This window comes from Flavobacterium soli DSM 19725 (assembly GCF_000422705.1).
GTDB classification, from domain to species: Bacteria; Bacteroidota; Bacteroidia; order Flavobacteriales; family Flavobacteriaceae; genus Flavobacterium; species Flavobacterium soli.
On sequence record NZ_KE383908.1, the window covers coordinates 174,797 to 198,807 of the forward strand.

Here is a 24,011-nt window from a genome sequence, read left to right on the forward strand (position 1 = left end):
GCGACACGATAATCCGCGTAATCCACATAATCCACATAATCCGTGTAATCTGTGTAATCTGTGTAATCTGTGTTTAACCCAAGCAAAGCGCAAAACCATTGTGCCTTAGTGCCTTTGTGGTAAAAACCCAACCAAAGCGCCCAACCAAAGCCCAAAAAACAGTCCCCTACCCTGTCGCCCAAAACACCGGTAGAGGACCTAGACCAACAAAACGAGAATGTTTCATTTAACCGCACCAAAAGTATGAAGAAAAATCCAATCTTCAAGCCATCCGCAGCAACCCTGCCCTGGCTTTATTTCCTGTTCCTCCTTTTCGCAACAGGAACCAACGCACAGTCCCTGATAACCGGAACCGTAACTGACAACGCCGGCACACTCCCCGGCGTCACCATCACCCTCAGGGGCACCACCGCCAGCACCCTCACCGATGAAAGCGGCCGCTTTTCCATAGCCGCCACACCAGCGGATATATTAGTGTTCTCCTACGTAGGCTACGTTACAGTAGAAAAGCCCTTAGGCACCGCCACCGTACTCAATATCGTCTTGCAGCAGGACACCAACCAGCTAAAGGAAGTAATCGTCAACGCCGGCTACTACTCCGTAACGGACAGGGAACGCACCGGAAGCATCGCCCGTATCACCGCCAAGGACATCGAGACCCAGCCCGTGACCAACGTCCTAGCCACCATGCAGGGACGCATGGCAGGCGTCGACATCATACAGGACAGCGGAACCCCCGGAGGCGCCTTCTCCATCCGCATCAGGGGACGCAACAGCCTGCGGGCCGACGGCAACGAGCCGCTCTACATCATCGACGGCGTGCCCTACTCCTCCGAGACCATCGGCGGCACCTCCACCTCGGGCGACAACCCGAGCCTCACCAGCCCGCTCAACGCCATCAACCCCGACGCCATCGAAAGCATCGAGGTCCTCAAGGATGCCGACGCCACCGCCATCTACGGATCAAGGGGGGCAAACGGCGTGGTGCTCATTACCACCAAGAAGGGAAAGGCAGGAAAGGCCGTATTTACCCTGAATACCTCCCGCGGTGTAGGCAACACCACCCGCCTGCCCAAACTCATGAAGACCCCGGAATACCTGCGGATGCGGGAGGAAGCCTTCGCCAACGACGGATTCACAGATTACCCTGCATCCCAATACGACATCAACGGCACATGGGACCCAAACCGCAACACCGACTGGCAGAAGGAACTCATCGGCGGAACCGCCGAGATCAGTCTCTACCAGGCCTCGGTAGCCGGCGGAAGCGAACGCACCCAATACACATTGGGCGGCAATTACCGCACCGAGACCACCGTCTTCCCGGGTGACTTCGTCTACAGGAAAGGAGCCGCACACTTCGCACTGCAGCACACCGCCGAAGACGGCCGCTTCAGCCTGGGCTTTTCGGCCAGCTACGTCGCACAGGCAAATGACCTGCCGGCAAGGGACCTGACGTCAATAGCACGCCGGCTCGCACCCAATGCACCCGCCCTGTACGACGGGAACGGCGAACTGAACTGGGAAAACAACACCTTCGAAAACCCGCTCGCACCGCTCGTGTCCACCTTCGAGGCGGCCATCAACGACCTCGCCGCCAACGCGATGATCGGGTATAGGCTGACACCCGGTCTCCAATTCAGGACAAGCCTGGGCTATACCGCACTGGAAAACGACGAACGCAAGATCCAGCCGCATACCCGCTACAACCCCTCCTTCGGACTGGGTAGCGAATCCTCCTCCATCACCAACAGCCTCACCACCCGCAAGTCATGGATCGCGGAACCACAGCTGGACTGGAAACTCCGGCTCGGGGAAAGCAAGTTGCAGCTGCTGGCCGGAAGCACCTTCCAGCAGCAGGTCACCAACCGCCTGTTCCTCTCCGGTAACGGCTTTTCAAGCAACAGCCTGATCAGCAACCTCGCCGCCGCAAACGCAAAATTCATCAACCTCGACGACGAGATCGTCTACAGATACCAGGCCTTCTTCGCAAGGGTAAACTGGAACTTCGGCGAACGCTACATCCTCAACCTGACGGGAAGGCGCGACGGCTCCAGCCGCTTCGGCCCAGGAAAGCAGTTTGCGACCTTTGGCGCCGTAGGGGCCGCATGGATACTTTCAAACGAGGCCTTCCTGGCCGGCAATCCCATCCTGGGCTTCGCAAAGCTGCGGGCAAGCTACGGCATCACGGGCAGCGACCAGCTGGGCGACTACCAGTTCCTCGATACCTACACCTCGACCGGAATTCCCTACCAGGGCCTGATCGGACTGCAGCCCACACGCCTCTTCAACCCCGACTTTGGATGGGAGAAGAATACCAAGGTCGAAGTGGCCCTCGAGACGGGCTTCCTGAAGGACCGCCTGAACCTCGGTATCGCCTGGTACCAAAACCGCTCCTCCAGCCAGCTCGTGGGCATTCCCCTGCCCGCCATCACGGGCTTCACGGCGCTGTCGGCCAATCTGGAGGCCACTGTCCAGAACACGGGACTGGAAGTGACCCTGCGGTCGGAAAACATCCGCACGGGTGACTTCAGCTGGTCAACGGGCTTCAACATCGCCGCCAACCGGAACAGATTGCTGGAATTTCCCGGGCTCGAAAGCTCCACCTACGCCAACACCTTCATCGTAGGCCAACCGGTAACCATCACGAGGCTCTACCACTATACGGGCACCAATCCCGAAACGGGCACCTACGAATTTGAAGACAGCAACGGCGACGGCACCATCACGGCCAACGGCGACAGGAAACGGGCAGTCGACCTGAGTCCCAAATTCTTCGGGGGCATCGACAACCAGCTCCGCTATAAGAACGTGAGCCTGGATTTCCTGTTCCAATTCGTAAAGCAGGAGGCCATGGGCAATTACCCCGGACCCGAAGGCACTTTCGTTAACCAGCTCGAAGGTGCGGCAACTGCCACGGCACAGCCCCTCACCGTTGGAATCAACGCGGCCGCAAACACGGGCTATGCCCGCTACGCACTGAGCGATGCCGCAATTGAGGATGCCTCCTATATCCGCCTCAAGAACATCGCGCTCTCCTACGACCTGCCACTGAAGGCCTACACCAATCTGAAATGCCAGCTGTACATACAGGGGCAGAACGTACTGACCTTTACCAGCTTCAAACACGGCGATCCCGAATTCAAGCAGAGTACAATGTACCTCCCACCCCTGAGGGTCTTTTCGGCAGGGGTAAAAATGACATTCTAACCTAAACATGAAAAACATGAAACCAACACTATATACCGCCCTGATGCTCCTGCTGCTGTGCCTGGCAGGATGCGACGGATTCGTCGAAGTCGAAGTGCCCAACTCCCAGCTCACCGGCAAGGTGGTCTTCGAAAACAGGGACACCGCAAATGCCGCACTCATCGCACTCTACGCCAAATTGCGCGACAACGGACTCCTGGCAGGTAATGCCAACGGAAGTGCCGCCCTGCTGGGTATGTACGCCGATGAGCTGCTCTACTACGGCAACAACGAGAACATCCTATCCGTCTCCAACAGCAACCTGCAGCCGCTCTCCACGATCGCCCTGCAAAAGTGGAGCGAGAGCTACCACCAGATCTATGGCGCAAATGCCATTATCGAGGGCTGCAGCAATGCCGCGGCACTGCCACGGGAAGCGGCAGACCGGTTCACGGGCGAGGCCCTTTTCATAAGGGCATTGGTCTATTCCTATCTGGCAAGCCTCTACGGCGATCTGCCGTATGCCACGACCACCAACTACGTGACGAACAGGGCATTGCCGCGCTTGCCGGTGGCGGAAGTCTACCAGGGATGCATCGGAGATCTCGAGCAGGCCATCGGCCTGTTGCCCGAACAATACGTGGCAGCCGAACGCGTTAGGCCCAACAGGGCGGCCGCCCAGGCACTGCTGGCAAGGCTATACCTCTACAATGGGCAATGGGCAGAAGCGGCCAACACCGCTTCCGCCGTACTCAACCAATCGGAATGGAGCCTTGAGCCCGACCTAACAAAGGTATTCCTCAGGCAGAGCACCGAAACCATCTGGCAGTTCTCACCCCAATCCGCCGCCTTCAACGCCCTCGAAGGGGCCACCTTCATCTTCCAGACAGGACCGCCCACCTTCGTAAGCCTCCGTCCCGAACTGTACGAGGCATTCGCCGAAGGGGACCTGCGCAAGGCCAACTGGATCGGCGTCAAGACCAACGGCACCGCTACCTGGTACCACCCCTACAAGTACAGGATCAATACCAATACGGGCACGTCCACCGAATATTCGGTCGTACTCCGGCTGGCCGAACTCTACCTGGTCCGTGCCGAGGCAAGGGCAAGGCAGGGGGAACTGGTAGCCGCGAAAGGCGACCTGGACACCATCCGCTCAAGGGCCGGACTGCCACCAACCACGGCCGTGACCCAGCAGCAAATCATAGACGCCATACTGGAGGAACGCCAGCGCGAACTGTTCACCGAATTCGGACACCGCTTCTTCGACCTGAAACGCACGGGAAGGCTCGACACCACCATGCCCGCCTTCAAGCCGGCATGGGAAACCACCGCCCAGCTCTGGCCCATACCCGAAGCAGAAATACTCGCCAACACTAACCTGACACAAAACGACGGATACTAATGAAGAAAAACCAACTACGGAAATATACACTGGCCTTTATAGCCTGCCTGGCAGCCTGTCCCTTGATGGGACAGCTGCGGCAGCTATCGGAAAGGGACTATGCCTTATGGGGCACGCTCACGGCAGAACAGCTGTCCGAAAACGGAAATTGGGCAAGCTACAAGATGGAATACGGAAACGCCAGCGATACCCTCTTCCTCCAGCACACGGGCAGCATGAAAAGCTACAATTTTCCCAATACCCAGGGCGGACAATTCCTTGGGGAAGGCTATTTCGCAATGCCACAAAAGGAACACCTGCTCCTGTTCCACCTCGCCACTGGGGCAGAACAGAGGATACCCAACGTAAGGCAATACGGCTACGTGCCGGAACTCCAACTGCTGCTCACGCTCGAAGGGACAGCCACTACCCAACTGGTGCTACGAAAGGCAGGAAAGGTAAAGGCCACGATTCCCGACGTGCTGGCCTACAGCCAAAGTCCGAAGGGCCATACGTTCTGCTTGACGAGGCAACAGGGACAGGCGGCCACGCTCGAGCTGCTGGACGCAAGGGACAATACAAGAAGGATCATACGGCAGGGAGCCGAAGGCGAGACCTTCAAAAGGATGCAGTGGCAGTCCGAAGGAAAGGCAATCGCCTTCTATGGGGAGAAAGCCACGGGGGAAACCCTGCTCTACTGCTATAGGGTGGACACCCAAAAGCTGGGCATTTTGGAAGCCTCCCATCCCGCCTTCCCAAAGGACAGAGCCATCACGGCCGACCCGAATGTACAGTTGCAACTCTCGGCAGACGGCGAAAGGGTATTCTTCGGCATCACTTCCAGATGGCCACAGGACACCACCGCCTATGCAAAAGGGGTGGCCATCTGGAATGCCGCCGACAAGGACTTTTACCCCAATCGGAAATTAAAGGCCTCCGTCGCCTATCCTGCCCATACCGCCGTATGGTCGCCCCAACAGGAAAGCGTCAGGGAAATCACCACGGATACGTTGCCGTGGATGGCCCTCACCGGAAATCAGGAATTTGCCCTGCTGGCTGATCCCCTCGCCTATGCTCCGTTCTACAAATGGTTCGGCGACCGTGACTATTACCTGTGCGACCTGCAAACGGGAAATACCCAACTCCTACTGCAGAAGCAGTCGGGCTACGACAGCCAGCTGTCCTTTTCACCCGACGGCCGCTACATCGCCTACTACAGGGAAAGCGACTGGCACACCTACGACCTGGTCGCAAAGGTGCACACCTGCATCACGCGGGGCATGGACACCAACTGGGACAACCGACTGGCCGACCCCGGAAATGAACTGCGGGTAGAGGGACTGGCAGGATGGGCAGCCGATGGCAGGTACCTGCTGGTATACGATGCACACGACATTTGGAAGATCGCCACCAACGGCAGCAGCCGCAAACGCCTTACCAACGGCAAGGAATCAGGCCGGATCTACCGCATCGACCCTGCAGGACGGCCACTTTCCCAAAACAGGGCCTTGGATCTGAGGCGGGACCTGATCCTGCAAGTGAGGGAACTGCAACAGGGCCGGAACGGCTATGCCCTGCTGACGCCAAAGGGAAAGGTTCGCAGCCTGCTGGAGGAGGACGCCAGCCTGACACGGCTCAGGAAGGCCGCCAAGGGCAACAGGATAATGTACGTACAGCAAAGATTTGACAGTCCGCCTGCACTCTATGTGGCCGACCTGCTCAAGAAGGACACCAAAAGGCTCTACCAAAGCAACAGCCACCACGAACAATATAGTTGGGGCACGGCCAAACTGATCCACTACGCCAGCAGCAAGGGCGTGCCACTGCAGGGTGCCCTGTTCTACCCCGCAGGCTACGAGCCCGGCAGGCAATATCCCATGGTCGTGTACCTCTATGAGAAGCTGTCCCACCACCTGCACCGCTATGTCAACCCATCACTGTCCAATGGACTTGGGTTCAATATAGCCAACCTGACCGCAAAGGGATATGCCGTACTCATGCCCGATATAGTCTATCAGGCTGGGAATCCCGGCTACTCGGCCACCGACTGCGTGCTGGCAGCAGTCGATGAGGCCATACGATTGGGAGTGGCCGATCCCGAACGGCTCGCCCTCATAGGCCATTCGTTCGGGGGCTACGAGACCAATTTTATACTCACGCAGACCCCACGCTTCGCGGCAGCCATCAGCGGGGCAGCCGTGGCCGACAACGTGCACCACTATTTCACCTACAATACGGAATACAACTCCATCGACGGCTGGCGCCATGAGAACCAGCAATACAGGATGGGAACCTCCTTCTTTGAAGATCGCGAAGCCTACTTCCGGAACAACCCGCTCTACCACGCCGCGGCAATCATCACACCGCTGCTCACCTGGGCCGGGGCATTGGACCAGAATGTGCAGCCCCGACAGGCCGCCACCCTATACGCCGCACTGAGGAGGCTGGAACGCGAGCACATCATGCTCGTCTACCCCGACGAGGGCCATATCATCAATAAGAAGGAAAACCAGGCCGACCTCACCCGAAAACTGGAAGAATGGCTCGACCATTACCTCAGGGACAAGGAAAAGCCCTCATGGATGAAACCCGACAGGGAACAGCAGCACTAGGGCAGCAAGGCAACAATAGCAAACCCCTGCTGCCATATCCCAAATAATCCCCTTCAGCAGTCAACCCTCCCCTTTCCCTCAACGCTTCAGTTTCCCCTCCTCTGGAGAGCCTGTCCCACCTTTTCAGCGGGAGGTGCCCGCCGCGGCGGGCGGGGTGGCAAAAAACTTTAAACTTTAAACCCTAAACTCCACCTCCTCCGGACAGCCTGTCCCACCTTTTCAGCGGGAGGTACCCACTGTCGCGGCTAAATTTCCCCTCCTCTGGAGGGGTGCCCGCCGCGGCGGGCGGGGTGGCCTACAATCCTTAAATCTTTTAACCCCCAATCTCCCAATCTTTAAATCTTTAAATCCTTAAATCTTTAAATCCAAAAAAAAACAGCTGCCCCAATCGGAACAGCTGCATCCTGCTTAATGACATATGGCGTCAATCAAGCCGGTAAAGGGTCACGTTACATTTGTTCGCCCCGTCCTTAAGCCACACATGTTGCGGCGTCAGGTCACTGGTCATACACGCATTGCCCGTGTTCTCAATCGTACAGTTGACCGACACCGGCGTACACGAATTCTCAGTAGGGCTCTGGATAAACCCTTCAATCACAAGGGGACTGTTCGCCTCCTCTACCTTCGATTGGTGCGTGCCAACCGCGGCCGCACTGGCCAATGTGAAGGCCAATACTGGCAAGATCACTTTTAAGAAATTTTTCATGATACAAAAATTTAAATAATACAATTGATCTACTCTTTTCTACAGGTTTTCGATCTCACCCCTGCTCCTGATCAGTAGAGATTATAAGGGAGCTGTTCCTCCTAAAATGGATTCTTCCAATACATAGTGGTGCAGGTGCTGGCCAATCAGCGCATACAGATGATGCCCTGATACAGAAAGCCCATGCACTTTGGCCCCATCCACATCATAGACATAGAAACTCGACAGGTAGCGACCATCATCAAGGGCATACACATCCACAACCGACGCCGCTTTCCACATTTCCTTGGGCTCGAACCGTCCCATCACCTTGGAATTCACAAAAAGCCGATCATTGTAAACCGCCGAAACCTTGTTCACCGTTGCTCCGACCGAGGCAATCTTGCGTTGCCGGGTTTCCTTCACATGCACGATGTGTAATTTGGCCTTCGTAGTGGTATCGATAGTTGTGCCACGTCGGATGGGATGGAGCGAGGAATCGGCCACGATATAGGCATTCCGGTAATAGTAGAGATACGTCATTTTATCATGGAGCCGGTCATAGTGCAGCATCCCATCCGTGTCGAAAAAGCCATCAAGCTGCCTTTCCAAAAGATCAGGGGCATGTTCCGCCTCCACGCGATCCCCAAATTGGAGCGTACCCAATACATGCTCCGAAGTAGGACGGTCCTGGGCCCGGAACACGAACCTGTTGGAAGTCATCACTTCGGCCCGCGAAAAGTAGTGGCCCGTATCATACAGCACCACTTCGGCCTTCCAGTCACTGATGTTGCCCTTGTAAACCACCGGAACCGTTCCGTCCATCAGGTAGAAGTGGGGAGCGTCAATCCGCACCTGTACCGCGGCAAAGGGAAAGTCCTCCCGATCCAGTGCAATCTTGTACTGCTGCACCGTCTGCAGGGCAGTATCGTACGCCCTAACATGGAGAGGGGCACGGTGGTCGCCAAGGTAGAGCGTACGCCCATCCGTTCCCGCAAAGTACTTGGAAGTGGTGCCAAGATCGACGTCGCCACGCTTCACAGCAGTTCCCTGCGGGAAACGCCGGATAAACGGATTCTCATACTGCATTTGCGAGGTGGTGTAAAGGAACAGCACGCCCATCAGGGCAAGGCTGCCCATACTGCCAACAGACAGTACCGCCAGCGTACGCCGCCAGTCCCTCGAACGGAGCAGGCACGCCACTGCGGCCAACAGGCCAAATACGATATTGAAATAGAGATGCTGCTGCCAGCTCATGTCCTCCAGGATACCGCCACACGAGCAGGGTACCTGATCCGCATAGCGCAGTATAACAATCAGATAGGAAGTAAACAGGGCCATAAGCACAAATCCCCCAAACAACCCCAACCTTGCAAATCGGGGGATACAGAGCAATACCGCAAGCAGCAGCTCAAGCAAGGGTACAAGCCATGCCAGGGCGCCCGCAAGGACACTCAGCAACGGCGACTGCCCAAGCTGCACCTGGAAATTTTCAAAATCCAAAAGCTTGCTTACGGCTGCATACACAAACAGCAACACATAAAGATAGCGGATGGCGGTGACGGCGACAGTTCTAAAAGGCATATTTTTCATGATCGTAAACTTTAAAGATAGTACGGTAGTGTAAAATTCATTAATTATTGTACACAACACTATGCCTATCAGGTATTTAAGTAGTCAATTGCAGTAAACTTAAAAAAAGCACCCCATCTCCCATCGCTAAGTTCCTATTCTCCTCCTCCGGAGGGGTGCCCGAAGGGTGGGGTGGCTACTCTGGAGAGCCTGTCCCGCTTTTTTTTGCGGGAGGTGCCCGAAGGGTGGGGTGGCTACTCTGGAGAGCCTGTCCAGCTTTTTTTGTGGGAGGTGCCCGCCGCCGCGGGCGGGGTGGCCAAAAATCTTTCTTCCTTCAATCTCCAAATCTTCAAATCTCCAAATCTTTCAATCCTTCAATCCTTCAATCCCAAATCTAAAATCTAAAATCTAAAATCTAAAATCCCAAATCTACCCCTTCCTCCCCACCATACTCGGCGGCACCCCAAACCGCTTCTTGAACACCTTGTAAAAGTTCAGGTAGTCCTCGAACCCGCACCGGCGCGCAACCTCGCTCAGCGCATCGTCCGTATACCGGATCAGCTCCCAGGCCTTCTGCAGCCGCAGCTCCTGGTAGCACGCGTACAGGCTTTTACCATACCGTTCGCGGAACACCCGGCGGAGGCCCGACTCGCTCATGCCGACAAGCAGCCCCAGCTGGCGGGCCGGCGGCAGCGGCTGGTCAAGGTGCATCAGGATGTGTGCATAGGTCCGCTCAGCCTTGCGGACACCCGCAGATTTCCTCCCGTTGCGGGAAGTCCGCTGCGGCGAAAGGTCGAGAAGGGTATACTCCACCGCCACCACCACAAGCAGCCCGGCAACCAGCTCGGGGGCAACCCAGCAGTACAGCGGCACCCGGTGGCCCGAGGCGGTCACCAGTAGCAGGTCAGCGGACTGCAACGCCTCGGAAGGAAGGGCCGCTTGTTGCGCTGCAACGGAAAAGGCGTCCCGCGAAGCCGCGTCCAGCAGCTCCGTAAAGCGCTGCCCCCGCAGCTGTTCGGGCGAAAGCCCAACCCGTTCCGCCACGGCGGGCGTAAACGACCGGAGCACGTGCCCGTGGTCGAGCACCGCCACAAACGGGGCAACGGGATGGTAGGCATACTGCTGGGGCGGCAGCCGCAGATGCTTCCGCAGGGACGCCAGGCGGACGCCCACCAGCGAAAGCTGCGCCATCAGTTCATCATAGGGATCGTTCACGGCCGCAGGCGGAAGCACCGGCACGGTGCCAACGGTCGCCAGTTCATAGAGCAGGCTGTAGAGCAGGCGGATCTTTTCAGGAGAAAGGGATTTCGGCATAGCGGATAGGATTTGGTGAGTAAGAAATGGGCTCTAAGGCCCGGGACAAACCTATCAAAAGCAACCGCATGGTGCAAAGGGTTGGGTGCTGGATTCCGGAATCCAGCACTTGGAAAACGGAAAATGGGCAGGCAAAAAACTATACGCGCCACCCCCCCACCCCCCAAAGCCAAAGGAAACCCAACCACCCAAAAACCATACGCCCAAAAAAAGTCAAAAAAAAAACCGCCAAAAGGAACCACGCAACAGTTGGCAGGAAAAGGACTATGCCTTTAGAAACACCCCCTATACAATTACGGCACAAACCCCATCCGCACACCCTCAAGGCACCTTCTCCAAACTGAAAACTGGACACTGAACACTGAACACTGACCACTGAACACTGAACACTGAATACTGAATACTGAACACTGAATACTGAACACTGAATACTGAAAACTGAAAACTGAACACTGAACACCGAACACTGAACACCGAACACCGAACACCGAACACTGCCCACCCCCCCATACTCCCCATTTAAAGCAGGGATACTGTATGCCGAGTGTATGAAATGCATTATGTAAAATAGACAAGAAGCAGCCGCAAGACATCACGGGAAACCGCACCCCAAACTTCAGCAGCACGGTGTGGAGGCCTATTCGAAATCTGCCCGGGGTTTCTCAGTGGAGCCCAACAGCTGGGACGAATTCAAGGCTGCCAGGGAAACGGCTGTGGAACAGTGGAACAGCTGCGTCGCTGCTGATGATGTGAAATCAGGGGAGTACTGCTTCGATTTCAGTTGCCCCGCCCATTTCCGCTGGAAACGTTTCACCGAAAAAGGGAATGTAGGAAAAGAAGGGTTTGAAACATGGGTAAGAAATTAAAATGAATAGATATAGAACATACTACTTGGTATGTTATTGTGGAAAAAAAATTAGAGTGCGGCAAGGTATTTTTTGAGCTCTCTTAGATAGGTCTTGTACGATTCCAATCCGTATAGCTTTCCCATATTGCGGACGCCGGCATAGCCTGACATTACAAAATAGGCAACTTGCATTCCGTTTGGGGCTTGATCGTTCTTGCCCAGCTGGGCATCGTTTTCAATACAGGCAGCAATTGACTGTTGCCATTCCTCCATCATTTCCTTTAAGGCCCTGTTGAAATCCATATTCAGGGGAGACATCTCATCTATAAGGTTGACGGCTGGGCATCCGAAACGGTAATCAAAAAATGCGGTATCGTATAGGAGGCTTTCCATCATTTCGTAGATGGCTTTCTTGGCATCTTTCTTCCCTGCCAGGTTGTGTATCAGGTTTGCTCTCATGCCCGGTGACATGATCTCCCTGATCATGGCAAGCCCCATCTCATCTTTGTTCTTAAAGTGATAGAGGAAGGCACCCTTGGTAACAGGGGTTGTGGATAGGATATCGTCGATACTGGTGGCTTGATAGCCTTTCCTGTAAATCAGTCCAAAGGAATTCTGGAGGATCATGTGCCGTGTGAGTGCTGCTTTGCTCATAAGACACTAATTGGTATGTTTTGCAAAACTACTGAATAAAGTGAAACGGGAAAGTAATTTAATAAAAAGTAAGTGGAAATAAGGGAGTTTAAAGGAAGGATCTGGCGGGTCAGGTCTCAAAATTAAACATGCCTTGCGATGGGCGGGGGTGGCTTTCCATCTTTTATAGGTAATTTGGAATCTGCTATTTGGGATTAGCTATTTGGGATTAGCTATTTGACATTTGCTATTTGACATTTGCTATTTGACATTTGCTATTTGCCCTTCCCCCTCTATTCCCCCGGAAACACAATCCCCCCAAGCCGCCGGATTTCATCCAATACCTCCATCAGTTCTAGGGTTTTGGCGTGGGTCAGAAGAGGACTTTCCGTTAGTCCTTGCCTCATGCAGGCTGTGGCATGCCGTGCCTCGTATTGGTAGCCAAAGCCGCCCTCATGATGTATATCAAGCATCGTTCTTTTCCCCTCGTGATAGTATTCCAACTGGGAGGTAGGTTCGTAGAAAGGTGTGGTCATTTGGATACGTCCGTTTGTGCCACAAACAGCAACGTCGGTTGGGAGATTGGCAGCCAGTGTTGAAAACAGGCTGGCCATGGCTCCGTTAGCATACCGGAACGTAATGGCACACTGCTGGTCGACTCCCTGCTCCGTTTTTACCAGATGCACTTGGATAGAATCGGGTTTTCCTAGTACATCCAATGCTGTAAAGACGGTGTAGATGCCGATGTCCATCAGCGATCCGCCACCCAATGCAGGGTCTAGCAGACGTGAAGTGGGATCGGGTGCCATCTGGAAACCGAAATTGGCCAACAGGACTTTGACCTCGCCTATCGCACCTTCTTGGACCATCTGCATCATGGTCGTGTAATGTGGCAGGCACTTCGTCCAGAGGGCATCCATCAGGAACAGTTGCTTTTGCCGGGCCAATGCTATCATTTCTGCGGCTTGCCGTGCATTCAGGGCAAAGGGCTTTTCGCAGAGTACGGCCTTGTTATGGTGGAGACACAGCAGGGTATTGGCGTGATGCAGGCTATGGGGAGTGGCAACATAGATAATGTCAACTTCTTCACTTTGTGCCAGGGCTTCATAGCTGCCAAAAGGGAGCGGGATTTGGAATTCCTCACAGAAGGCCTGTGCATTTGAAAGTAACCGCGAACCGGCAGCGACCAGTTCGGCCCCTTCTACTCGTTGAATGTCGGAAGCAAATTTACGGGCAATGTTTCCGGTTCCCAGGATACCCCAGCGTATTTTTTTCATAGTTGGTTGGATTGGTTGGTGTTGGTGTGAGGAAGGGATTTTTGTTTTTTCGCTTCCTATGGGCAAAGCTAGTGATTGTATAGTCAATTTGAAAATTTGATAATTTGATAATTCGGGGGTTTGGAGTTGGGGGTTGGAGTAAGACACGAATTTCACTAATTGGCACGAATTGATTTGATGATTCGTGAGCTGGGAATAGGCCACGGATTGCACTGATTACACGGATTATCACAGATTTTATAATTTGTTCCCTAGGCTTCGGGATTCGTGGCTAAAAGCTTTAGAGCTTCCCAAACAATACCCTTAACGTTAAAAAATGTTAACCAGGTGCAACATTTCATTTATTTATATATATTTACCCTAATCAAAACAGCTGTAAACAGTTGGTGTGCTTATTGAATCAATTGATGGGCACTAAAAGGAGGTATTTAAACGTTCTATTCACTTAATTAAACTATAAAACAAATGAAAAAATCAATCGTAATGATGGCTGTTATGGCTTTTGCCTTTTCAATGAGTGTGAACGCTCAGGAGAAAAAACCTGTTGAAAAGAAAAAGGCAGCGACAGAAAAAACCACTACTGCAACAACTACTACTTCTACTGAAAAAAAATCATGTGATAAGAAAGCAGGATGTTGTGCTAAGAAAGCTAAATCTTAATTATTTCCCTTTCGAGGTTATGAAAGTGCTTGAGCAATCAGGCACTTTTTTTTGTGCCTCGACTGAACAATAGGGAAAGAACTATAAAAAAATAGGGTTTCCCCTATGGTATAACGTTTCAAAAAGTGAAACCTTTGTAGTGAACCAAAAAACTACCATATGAAACGGATCCTACTCCTCCTGATTGTAACGGCTACCAGTGTCTCTTTTAGCATACCTGCAAAAAAGGCCGTACCTGAAGAAGAAAAGAAAGTCAACCTCAACCTGTTGCTCATCCATTATCCTTTGGCACGTTCCTAAAGCAACACCATTGGGCCTCCTGTTGAATTGACACATTACCCTAACTAAAACAAAAACAAACAATACCACCCCCACTATGAAAAGAAGTACCATTCTCCTTCTACTCTTGCTATTGCTTATAATTTGCGGTCTGATTTGCTACGAATGTTGTGATTCTGAAGAAACCCCAACTTGCGAAAACCTTATTTTTGTAGCCGTCAACCGCATTCCCGACGAAGAGTATAACGACTGGCAAGTTGAAAATCAGGAGTACATGTATGATGTACCTACCGGTAAGAAAGAAGTAAACACGGGTGATGGTATCGTGGCCATCGATGCTTCAAAGATCCGGGAATCCGATTATGCAGCATGGCTCAGGGACAACGGCGACTTTATTTTTTATGAAGAAACGTATCCCTATATTGAATGTGCCCATAATATAACAGGAGCTACCATAACCAATATTGGACCTTATACCTCCCTGACACTTTCACAGCTAAAATCCCAGATCAGTGCCAACGGAGGTAGTTATTTTGCTACTAATTATAACCGTTACACCCGCCTTTCCTTTAACACTTCCAATGTCATGACCCTTGAAATGGTGGACCGTTATGTGTTTAATGAGACCTGTTTTTCGGTACCCCTGTTTCGCAGTATCGTCAACAAGTACAACCTCAAGAATACAAGTGTCTTTCAATTTGCAAAGGCAACGGTTAACGATAGGGCGTCAACCATCATTAGGGTGAACGTGGGGGGCGGAAGCTATAATTATTATGATTATTCACAGATTCCGCCTTGATCGTGAGGCAATAGTTTTATAATTCATTATTTTTTGTAATTTCACGCTGCTTTTCTAACCCCAAAAGGACAACAGCGCGAGATTATGATCCAATCCATAATACCCTTTATGAACGTTACGCAATTATTGGTAGTGATCTCGTTTATTGTAGTGCTGTTTACCTACAAACGCCACAATACGGTTCACAAAATAGTACTGGCCATCCTTTCGGTAAGCCTTTCATGTGAGTTGCTATGTGTACTTTTTTTGTACCATGGCATCAATATCAGTCTCATCTATTCCTTCAACAATATCTTTCACCATTCCCTTTGGCTGTGGCTGTTTTTCAAGGTAATCCAACGTGAAAGATGGGGTATCGGGATACTCCTTCTCTTTATAGGCTATGCAATTGCAAACCTTCTCCTATGGGAAGGAATGGAAAAATTCAATTACAATACCTTTATTTTTGGTTCTTTCCTCTACTTGGTGTTTTTCATCGGGGAAAGTTTCTTTAGGCTCAAGAAGGAAGATTTCGGTTTTTTCCTGTCCAATAACTATTTGCTCATTTTTGCTCCCGTACTGTTTTTCTTCGGACTCAGTATGATCTTCGGATTCAAGAGTAGGGCACTTTCTGAGACCGTTATTTTTGGAAATACACCGCTGTATACCGTCATCGGTTATTTTATCAACCTTGTCTATTATGGCCTGATCAACTACTATATGTTTAAGGAAAAAACACTGCGTCATGAACACTAATCTGGCTTTTGGCATCATCACTGCAATACTCTTTGCGAGTTTGGTAGTACTCTTTTGTGTGCTATTGGGGAAGCTCTACATCAACAAAATCAAGAACTACACCAAGGTAATTTACCAAAAGGACATCGATTTCCAGAAAGCGTTGACCTCTACGATTATCGAAACCCAGGAACAGGTGTTGCACAACATCTCGCAGGATTTGCATGACGATGCCGGACAACAGCTCACCTACATTAATTTCCAGATCGAAAACTTGAAGTTGGATTCGGCTGTCGCCAAGGAAACGCTGGAACCCTTGACACAATCGGTCAGCAACCTCTCCAAGTCCATCCGAAGCATCAGCCATTCGCTCAACAACCAATTCCTGACCAAGCAGAGTCTGCTAAAAGTGATTCAGACCGAAGTAGAGCGTTTGCAAAAGAACCCTTCGATAACGCTGAAATTTACTTCCCAGGACACGGCCGAAAAAAACCTGACGACAAATGAGAAGATTGTAATTTACAGGATTTTTCAGGAAGTCATCAACAATGCCTTCAAGCATGCCAAGGCGACCGTTATAGAGATTGGGATTCAAACCACACCTGTCTTCGAGATGAGTATACGTGACAACGGAAAAGGCTTTGATTATGAAGCCATACAGGACACTACTGCTACTTTGGGATTACGCAATATCGTGGAAAGGGCCGCGATTATTCAATACAGCATCAAGGTGATTTCCGCACCACAAAAAGGCACTACCATCCTACTTTCAGAAAACAAGCAACCCTAGATTATGGAGAAAATTACCATCGGAATTATAGACGACCACAAGATTGTAAGGCAGGGACTAAAGGAACTGCTCGAAAAGATGAACCATTACAGTGTGAGCCATGAATTTGAAAGTGGTGATGCTTTTCTGGAAGCCTTGCCCTTGGAAAATACGCCCGATTTGTTTATTTTGGATTATTCGATGCCCAACCTCAACGGGATTGAAGTGCTCAAGGAATTGGAAAACCGAAAAAGCAACCATAAGGTATTGCTTCTTACCCAGCATTTCGATGAGCAAATCATAGACGATGCCTATCACTTTGGAGCTCGCGGTTTCCTGCACAAGAATTGCACGGCTCAGGAACTGGAAGCGGCAATCGACAACATTGTGAAAATTGGCTACACGAATGTAACCGAGATTTTGAAACGCATCCGAAATTATGACGGTCAAGCCGATAAGCAACTCCAACAGACCATCCATCTGACCAACCGTGAACGCGAATTCCTGACCTTGGTGTGTGATGAAAGGGAACTGACCTACGATCAGATGGCTATGATCATGCACCTCTCTATAAAATCGATCGAAGCCTACCGGACGGCACTCTTCGAACGCTTCAAGATCAAATCGAAAGTGGGATTGGTGTTGTTTTCCTATAAATATAAATTGACGGAACCTTTTATTTGATTGTAGAGTTTAGAGTTCAGATTTAAGATTTACTTGCTGATAACTCATAACTGGTAACTCTCAACTCACAAAGTAATCCTATACTATTTGGGACGGCACTACCCCCCTTGCATTTTATTTTTATTTTACAGAACTTCATTTGAAAAGTTTAAAAATGACGAAAAATACAAGACAATATTATTTTTTAGGTTCACCATCAAAACTTTTTGACTTCTGATAGTCTTTACATTCATATCCGTCAACATTCTTTGGATTCGATGAATGGGTTTCTTAATTTTCATGAAGTGCCAAAAATTATGGAATGCCCTTTTGAGGTATAAAAAGCTTTTGATTTTGGAGGTATTTTTTAAAAACGGCCGCTTTTAAAAATCCTCAAAACCGCCATTTTTGCATTATCCTCAAAAAATTAACATCGCTTCCTGTCAAAAGGCCTCAGAATGCGTAGAAATACGGGTAGTATTTTTGAGAAATTCTTACTAACGGTTTCCAAATTTTATGTTAATTTTCCGTCAAGCGTAAGATAACACGCTGTAATAAAGAACCGATAAGCTGCACACTATGAGAAAATTGCTTCCCCTTTTGCTACTTCCCCTTGGGCTTTCTGCCCAGGAGATCCTCTGGGAGAAATCCCTTGGCGGACGCCATGCCGAATACCTGACCGACCTCCAGCCCACTGCCGACTATGGCTTCATCATTGGGGGAAGTTCCCTCTCGATGAAATCGGGCAACAAGACCGATCCGGGAAGCGGGGACCTTGACTACTGGATCTGGAAGATGGACGAGCATGGCAGTGCCGAGTGGCAGAAGAGCTTTGGCGGAGGGGCAAGCGATTTGCTGCAAAGCATCAAGACCACGCATGATGGCGGCTTCCTCTTGGCAGGTACCTCGAACAGTTCCAAGGGCTACCAGAAGGCCGTTGAGGGCCACGGAGGCAACGACTACTGGGTGATCAAGCTCAATGCCAAGGGCGACCAGATGTGGCAGAAGTGCTTCGGTGGCATCGGGCAGGATGATTTGCAGACGGTGGTGGTTACAAGGGATGGGGGCTACTTGCTGGCCGGTACCTCGAATTCTTCCGCACCTGCGAAGAACCAAACTGCTGTCGAGGGCACAAAAAAGGAAAAGACAAGGGGGAATACCGATTACTGGATCATCAAGATCGATGCCGATGGGAATGAGCAGTGGCAGAAGACCTACGGAGGCCAATATGCCGACCAGCTGCGTGATGTGGAACAGACCAAGGATGGCGGCTTTATCGTGGCGGGCTATTCCAACAGCCCTACCTCAGGAGAAAAGCTTCAAGAAAACTTCGGACAGGGGGGCGACTTCTGGATACTGAAATTGGATGACAAGGGCAATATCGAGTGGCAACAGGCCATTGGCGGTGCACATGACGACCAGCCCTACGCCATCCGCCAGACGGCCGACCTTGGCTATATGGTGGCGGGAAGCTCCAACAGCCAGACCCGTACCTCGAAGAAGGGAACCGACCTCTGGGTGGTGAAGCTCGGGGAAACGGGCGAGACGCTCTGGGAAGAGGCCTACGACATCGGCTCGGTGGATATCCTCACTTCCCTGATCGAGAACCAGGACGGCAGCTTGCTGATCGGGGCCTACAGCCCGATCTCCTCCGGTGACGAGCAAGGCAAGGAAGGGCTCAACGACTATATGGCAATCAAGATCTCGGAAAAGGGCGAGGAACTCTGGCGGAAATCCATCGGCAGCGAGGGCGAGGATATACTGCGAAAAGTGGTGATGTCCCGCGACGGCGGCTACCTGATGGCCGGTACCTCGAATCCAGAATTCAAGGGCTTTGCCCACAGGAGGCAACAGAAGAAAAAGGGACTGGTCGATGGACTCAACCCGTTGGATAGCAGCCAGCAGCTTGCAGGGGCACAGAAGGCACAGCAGGAACTGGATACTATGGTCAATGACACCGCCTCGCAGGTGAATGAGGCCGTTGCAGGACAATTGGACTCGGCAACCAAAGGCATCAATGACGCCTTGGGCAACAACAACGACTCTGGCTTCAAGCTTGGGGCCAACTCCCCAGTGGGCAACCTGCTGAATCCGACCAACTCTGGAGGAGGCAATGGCGGCAGCCAGGGAGGTGCAGTGCCGATGGAAAACTTGGGGCCAAAGCCGGGAGCGAAAATCTCCAGGGACAAGAAGCAGAACTATGGCGGGAAGGACTTCTGGGTGGTGAAGATCAAGGACAAGGAGAAGCCGGTGAAGGAAAAGCTTAAGATCGAGGCGATCCCCAACCCCGTTATGAGCTACACGAACGTGATCGTGGGCTTTGACTTTGACACTGGTACGGCACGCCTGTATGACATTGGGGGCCGCGAGCTGCAGAAGTTTGCAATCGACAGTAGGACGGTTCCGGTGAACCTCTCGGGGTATCCTGTTGGGGTGTATATCGTGAACATCCAGACCAACAAGGGTGAGGGAAGCGTGAAGGTAATCAAGAATGACAATTAGGATAAATCGAAATAAGATGGATATAAGGACTACATTTTATAGCATTGCACTGCTTGTTGCAGGAATTTCAAGCCAACAGGTTACAGGACAGGAAGTGCCAAAGGTAATACCGCCTTCACCTGAGGCGGCCACCATCCTGCAGCATTCTCCTGTGAATGTTTCGCTTTACACGGGAACGCCTAACATATCGGTGCCGTTCCATACCATCTCACACGGAGGTGTGGAGGTGCCAATTTCCTTATCGTATAGCTCGGATGGAATACGAGTGGGTAATATCGCCTCCTGGGCAGGACTTGGCTGGTCGCTCAATGCAGGAGGGCTTATTTCAAGAACGATCAACAAGTTGCCAGATGATGCACCAGTTGGATATATGAACACCACCTTTACCATCGCTGACCTTCTCTCAAGAGATGATGATCCAATGGGGACGAATGCCAAGCAGGGACAATTGTTTACAATCTTAGGATATGGTGCACTTAGGGATTATGAACCAGATGCATTCAACTTTAGTTTTCTGGGCTATTCTGGGCAGTTCCAATATAAAAGAGAGGGAAATGAATCCACTATTGAGCTTATTCAAACACCTCTGAGTAACCTGAGGATTGAGACGACACAGAGTTCTGGAGTGATCATTGGGTTTATGATAACCGATGAAGCGGGAATCAAATATTATTTTGGAGAGTCAAAAGATGGAAGCAGGAAGGGTCGCGAATATTTAAGGGATGCGAAAACTAAGTCACACGTCAATGAAAGTATACTTACAAGTAGCTCACCTAATTCCATAGGGTCATTCAACTGCTATCAATCGTGGATGCTGATGGATATCGTATTCCCTACAAGAAGTGAAATCATAAGGTTTTCCTATTCTACGGAAAATAATGTAGGAACCTATGTCTTGACGGGGCAGGAAACGAAGAAGGGTTATGCGGTAGATTGTCAGGAAAAAAGTTCAAACTACCTGATGAAAAAATTTGACCAGCCCAAACTGAAAGAAATTGCCTTTCCGTTTGGAAAAGTTATCTTTGAGAAGGAAACTATAGGGCGCTTGGATCTGGCGAATTCCTATGCATTGAGAAGGCTAATGCTGATCGACACCAAGAAGAATAACAATGATTCAATTGTCAAAAAGATGCAGCTGCATACGTCTTATATGGTAAGTGCGCCAGAAGTTCTAACCCAATTTTTTGGAGATGAGCTAGAGGGAAGGTATCGTTTAAGGCTTGATTCCCTTTCACTTCAAGGCAGAGCTACAAGTATAGCGACCCAAGGCCGGTATGTGTTCAAATACAATCCCATAAAGTTACCCAACCGCTATTCCAATTCAATAGATTATTTTGGCTATTATAATGGAAGACAGAACAGCTCGCTACTGCCAAAAACATTTTTTCAGCCACCCCTTGTATATAATACGAGTGGACTGCAGATTTCTATAGGCGATGCGAATAGGTCTGTCTATCCAAATTATACAAATGCCTCTGTCCTTGAGAAGATTATATATCCTACCGGGGGATATGAGGAATTCGTGTGGGAGAACAATTTCGTTGGTAGCTTTTCGGGTAGCGACACATCCTATAGGGACAACCTGACAGACAACTTTGTCCATAATAATCCTAATAACAATAACAGTAATTATATTCAGGATACCACGGATCCCGTCTTTTATTTTATGACTGATACCAGCTTTCCAGGTGTAACTCTTAGTGGAAATATCTATTCGCGAACGCTAACAATACCTCCGAATGTAAAGGGAGGTATTGAATTCATTGCCACTATGACGGGATGTGCAGCACCTTTCAGTCAGAATAATTGTCATTTTTTTTTCAAAATAGTTGGCATTACCAACTCTAGCTTTTTATTGAATATCCATGAGCCGAATTTCTCGATCAAGGCTGCTGATATGCCTGCCGGCGACTACAAGATTATTGCAGAATCCAAAACTCCCGTGGATCCAAACCAGCAAACAGGTATCGGATCTAATACTGCTACACTTCAGGTCAGATGGTCCCGTGACCCAAATCCAGACGAGTGGATATATGCAGGGCTAAGGATCAAGGCCATCAATTCGTTTGACAAGTTGACAAGCAAGGCATTTACTAAGGAGTATGCATATGAATACCTGGATCCCATTAGCAATACTTATAGATCCAGTGGAAGGGCTATAAATTTTATTGACGTATTGGATGAAAATTATTTTACCAGCTGTTCAACTTATATGGGTCAAGGCTATAAGTTAACATCTGGAAGTCAGGTGCCTATGGAGGCAACTAAAGGCAATCTAGTTGGTTATACTCATGTAACGGAAAGATTAAATGAGGGACTGAGTGGCTATAACAAATATACCTATTCCTTTATTGATAAATTCCCTCTTGATCCGCCTTTGGATCCTGCATTTACAGGCGTCTTATATGTTGGGGCTTACGCAGAGAGTTTCAAGCGTAGAACCCATTGCGATTGGCTGAGAGGAAATATTGATACGCTTGAAACGTATGACAGATACCATAACCAATTAAGCAGCAAGGTATATGAATATGAGTTTGCTGACAGAAGCTTTATTGTGAATCATGGTATTGAGACCATGGCTTATGATCCCTATCCTGTAGATTACACAGTAGTATGTCCCTGTGATAGAATAAATGTGAATTTTTATTCAACTGTAACCGAGCGTCACAGATTAAAGAATGTAATAGAGAAGAGTTTCTTTGATGGAAATGAAGTTACCGTCTCAAAGGAATATACCTATAATCACTTATCGCAGCTCAAGGAGGAAAAGACTTACGACGATGCTGGGTTGAATATTAGGAAAGGCTATCTTTATCCCACAGATTCCGAAATGGCTTCCAGGCCCTATTCCGCAGCACTGGTGTTACAGAACAGGATTGGAATTCCCCTTGTTACGACAACCTCAGATGCAAGTGGTGAATTAAGCCGTCAGGAGACGGTTTACAAGGATTGGTCCAGCAACCTCTGGCTTCCTGAGATTATCCAAACTTCAAAAGGAGGTGTTACAACATTGGAGCCTAGAGTAAAATACATACAGGTCAGTACAGCTAATGGAAACCCTCTTGAAGTTCAGCAGGCCAATGGTACCAGTATCTGTTACATTTGGGGCTACAACTATATACTTCCAGTTGCCAAGATCGAAAACATTGCTTACGGAAACATTCCTTCCATGCTTATCAACGAAGTAATCAACAAGTCCAATGCCACCCCGTATGTGGAAGCCGATATGATTAATGCATTGAACGCTCTTCGGAATGATCCTGCCCTTGCCAATACGATGGTAACTACTTATACTTATGATCCCTTGGTAGGCGTCACCAGCATCACCGACCCCAAGGGCGACAAGGTTACCTATCACTATGACAACTTCAACCGCCTGCAGTATGTCAGGGACAAGGACAACAATATCCTGAGCGAGAACCAATACCATTACAGAACACAAAACTAGGAAGCATGAAACAGCTATTATATACCCTACTGCTTCTGCCTGTGATGGCAATGTCGCAAACTACGACCCAGAACTATGTGAAGAGCATAGTCTACAAGCAGCCTACCAGTACGGCTCTTCCTGCAAGCCCTACCGCTGCCCAGGCGGCAGTGAATGTCACCTACTTCGATGGCCTTGGAAGGCCGATGCAGCAGGTTGCCCATAAGCAATCGGCAATCGGGACGGGAACGGACATCGTGACCCCTATCGTCTATGACGACTTTGGCAGGCAGACCCACGACTACCTTCCCTATGCCGCACAGACGGCCACCATGGCCTATGATACAGTGGCAGTGGCCAACGTATCGGCCTTTTACAATACGACAGCCTATGAGAATACCACAAACCCCTACAGCCAGAAGCGATTGGAGGCCTCGCCACTTGGCAGGGTGCTTGAGCAGGGAGCCCCGGGAGCGGACTGGATGGTAAACCCTACAAGCGACCTTGACCATACCATCAAGTTTGACTACAAGACCAACGGGGCCAACCAAGTACGGCTGCTAAAGGCCAATTCCACTTGGAATGGGAACGCTACGAGTCCGGTTTACAATATTGCTATTGTCAACAGCGGTTACTATCCTGTAAACACGCTCTGCAGGACCATAACCAAGGATGAGAATTGGGT

At 50.4% G+C, this 24,011-nt stretch carries 17 protein-coding genes; 12 read left to right on the forward strand and 5 right to left on the reverse strand.

Annotated elements, in window-relative coordinates; all coding sequences use genetic code 11:
- Nucleotides 1-243: 243 nt before the first annotated feature.
- Genes G508_RS19345 through G508_RS0118250 form a run of 3 tightly spaced genes read left to right on the forward strand, consistent with a single transcriptional unit; the run spans nt 244 to nt 7,185 of the window.
- Complete coding sequence (locus tag G508_RS19345) at nt 244-3,210, forward strand: SusC/RagA family TonB-linked outer membrane protein (RefSeq protein WP_084626029.1); 2,967 nt, start codon at nt 244-246, stop codon at nt 3,208-3,210.
- 7 nt (nt 3,211-3,217) lie between these two features.
- Nucleotides 3,218-4,594, forward strand: a complete 1,377-nt coding sequence (locus G508_RS0118245; protein WP_026706641.1) for a RagB/SusD family nutrient uptake outer membrane protein — start codon at nt 3,218-3,220, stop codon at nt 4,592-4,594.
- Entirely contained in the window at nt 4,594-7,185 is a 2,592-nt protein-coding gene (locus G508_RS0118250; protein ID WP_084626030.1) for a S9 family peptidase, read from the forward strand. The genes G508_RS0118245 and G508_RS0118250 overlap by 1 nt, the downstream gene beginning before the upstream one ends.
- Nucleotides 7,186-7,609: 424 nt before the next feature.
- Here the strand turns inward: G508_RS0118250 and G508_RS20645 are convergent, their stop codons facing one another.
- From G508_RS20645 to G508_RS0118285, 5 genes are all read right to left on the reverse strand, one after another.
- On the reverse strand, nt 7,610-7,891 hold the full coding sequence (locus tag G508_RS20645; protein WP_026706643.1) for a DUF6520 family protein: 282 nt from the start codon (nt 7,889-7,891) through the stop codon (nt 7,610-7,612).
- An 81-nt stretch (nt 7,892-7,972) separates the two neighbouring features.
- Complete coding sequence (locus G508_RS19915; RefSeq protein WP_026706644.1) at nt 7,973-9,463, reverse strand: MauE/DoxX family redox-associated membrane protein; 1,491 nt, start codon at nt 9,461-9,463, stop codon at nt 7,973-7,975.
- A 408-nt stretch (nt 9,464-9,871) separates the two neighbouring features.
- Nucleotides 9,872-10,756, reverse strand: coding sequence for a helix-turn-helix transcriptional regulator (locus G508_RS0118265; RefSeq protein ID WP_026706645.1), 885 nt, complete (start codon nt 10,754-10,756; stop codon nt 9,872-9,874).
- Nucleotides 10,757-11,672: 916 nt separating this feature from the next.
- Nucleotides 11,673-12,257: a TetR/AcrR family transcriptional regulator gene (locus G508_RS0118280; protein WP_026706648.1), complete on the reverse strand. Its 585-nt coding sequence runs from the start codon at nt 12,255-12,257 to the stop codon at nt 11,673-11,675.
- A 272-nt stretch (nt 12,258-12,529) separates the two neighbouring features.
- A complete protein-coding gene (locus tag G508_RS0118285; RefSeq protein ID WP_026706649.1) occupies nt 12,530-13,513 on the reverse strand; it encodes a Gfo/Idh/MocA family protein in 984 nt (327 codons plus the stop codon).
- 465 nt (nt 13,514-13,978) lie between these two features.
- Here G508_RS0118285 and G508_RS0118290 point away from each other — a divergent pair, with 465 nt between their 5' ends.
- The 9 genes from G508_RS0118290 to G508_RS0118330 form a co-directional block, all read left to right on the forward strand.
- Nucleotides 13,979-14,173, forward strand: coding sequence for a hypothetical protein (locus G508_RS0118290; RefSeq protein WP_026706650.1), 195 nt, complete (start codon nt 13,979-13,981; stop codon nt 14,171-14,173).
- 159 nt (nt 14,174-14,332) lie between these two features.
- Complete coding sequence (locus tag G508_RS20185) at nt 14,333-14,473, forward strand: hypothetical protein (RefSeq protein WP_157486117.1); 141 nt, start codon at nt 14,333-14,335, stop codon at nt 14,471-14,473.
- 76 nt (nt 14,474-14,549) lie between these two features.
- Complete coding sequence (locus tag G508_RS0118295; RefSeq protein ID WP_157486118.1) at nt 14,550-15,251, forward strand: hypothetical protein; 702 nt, start codon at nt 14,550-14,552, stop codon at nt 15,249-15,251.
- An 84-nt stretch (nt 15,252-15,335) separates the two neighbouring features.
- Nucleotides 15,336-15,986: a hypothetical protein gene (locus tag G508_RS20190; protein WP_157486119.1), complete on the forward strand. Its 651-nt coding sequence runs from the start codon at nt 15,336-15,338 to the stop codon at nt 15,984-15,986.
- Nucleotides 15,976-16,755, forward strand: a complete 780-nt coding sequence (locus G508_RS0118310; RefSeq protein WP_026706653.1) for a sensor histidine kinase — start codon at nt 15,976-15,978, stop codon at nt 16,753-16,755. The genes G508_RS20190 and G508_RS0118310 overlap by 11 nt, the downstream gene beginning before the upstream one ends.
- A gap of 3 nt (nt 16,756-16,758) precedes the next feature.
- Nucleotides 16,759-17,418: a response regulator transcription factor gene (locus G508_RS0118315; protein WP_026706654.1), complete on the forward strand. Its 660-nt coding sequence runs from the start codon at nt 16,759-16,761 to the stop codon at nt 17,416-17,418.
- Nucleotides 17,419-17,976: 558 nt separating this feature from the next.
- Nucleotides 17,977-19,899 (forward strand): T9SS type A sorting domain-containing protein, encoded by a 1,923-nt coding sequence (locus tag G508_RS19725; protein ID WP_051197771.1) that lies wholly within the window; start codon nt 17,977-17,979, stop codon nt 19,897-19,899.
- Between the two features lie 16 nt (nt 19,900-19,915).
- On the forward strand, nt 19,916-23,347 hold the full coding sequence (locus tag G508_RS0118325; protein WP_026706656.1) for an RHS repeat domain-containing protein: 3,432 nt from the start codon (nt 19,916-19,918) through the stop codon (nt 23,345-23,347).
- A gap of 5 nt (nt 23,348-23,352) precedes the next feature.
- The coding region (locus G508_RS0118330) for a DUF6443 domain-containing protein (protein ID WP_245569896.1) at nt 23,353-24,011 on the forward strand (659 nt) is incomplete at its 3' end.

Excerpts from the sequence above, each read along its gene's own strand:
- G508_RS19345 (WP_084626029.1), top strand. The coding sequence starts at position 244 with ATGAAGAAAAATCCAATCTTCAAGCCATCCGCAGCAACCCTGCCCTGG.
- G508_RS0118245 (WP_026706641.1), top strand. The coding sequence starts at position 3,218 with ATGAAAAACATGAAACCAACACTATATACCGCCCTGATGCTCCTGCTG.
- G508_RS0118250 (WP_084626030.1), top strand. The coding sequence starts at position 4,594 with ATGAAGAAAAACCAACTACGGAAATATACACTGGCCTTTATAGCCTGC.
- G508_RS20645 (WP_026706643.1), bottom strand. The coding sequence starts at position 7,891 with ATGAAAAATTTCTTAAAAGTGATCTTGCCAGTATTGGCCTTCACATTG.
- G508_RS19915 (WP_026706644.1), bottom strand. The coding sequence starts at position 9,463 with ATGAAAAATATGCCTTTTAGAACTGTCGCCGTCACCGCCATCCGCTAT.
- G508_RS0118265 (WP_026706645.1), bottom strand. The coding sequence starts at position 10,756 with ATGCCGAAATCCCTTTCTCCTGAAAAGATCCGCCTGCTCTACAGCCTG.
- G508_RS0118280 (WP_026706648.1), bottom strand. The coding sequence starts at position 12,257 with ATGAGCAAAGCAGCACTCACACGGCACATGATCCTCCAGAATTCCTTT.
- G508_RS0118285 (WP_026706649.1), bottom strand. The coding sequence starts at position 13,513 with ATGAAAAAAATACGCTGGGGTATCCTGGGAACCGGAAACATTGCCCGT.
- G508_RS0118290 (WP_026706650.1), top strand. The coding sequence starts at position 13,979 with ATGAAAAAATCAATCGTAATGATGGCTGTTATGGCTTTTGCCTTTTCA.
- G508_RS20185 (WP_157486117.1), top strand. The coding sequence starts at position 14,333 with ATGAAACGGATCCTACTCCTCCTGATTGTAACGGCTACCAGTGTCTCT.
- G508_RS0118295 (WP_157486118.1), top strand. The coding sequence starts at position 14,550 with ATGAAAAGAAGTACCATTCTCCTTCTACTCTTGCTATTGCTTATAATT.
- G508_RS20190 (WP_157486119.1), top strand. The coding sequence starts at position 15,336 with ATGATCCAATCCATAATACCCTTTATGAACGTTACGCAATTATTGGTA.
- G508_RS0118310 (WP_026706653.1), top strand. The coding sequence starts at position 15,976 with ATGAACACTAATCTGGCTTTTGGCATCATCACTGCAATACTCTTTGCG.
- G508_RS0118315 (WP_026706654.1), top strand. The coding sequence starts at position 16,759 with ATGGAGAAAATTACCATCGGAATTATAGACGACCACAAGATTGTAAGG.
- G508_RS19725 (WP_051197771.1), top strand. The coding sequence starts at position 17,977 with ATGAGAAAATTGCTTCCCCTTTTGCTACTTCCCCTTGGGCTTTCTGCC.
- G508_RS0118325 (WP_026706656.1), top strand. The coding sequence starts at position 19,916 with ATGGATATAAGGACTACATTTTATAGCATTGCACTGCTTGTTGCAGGA.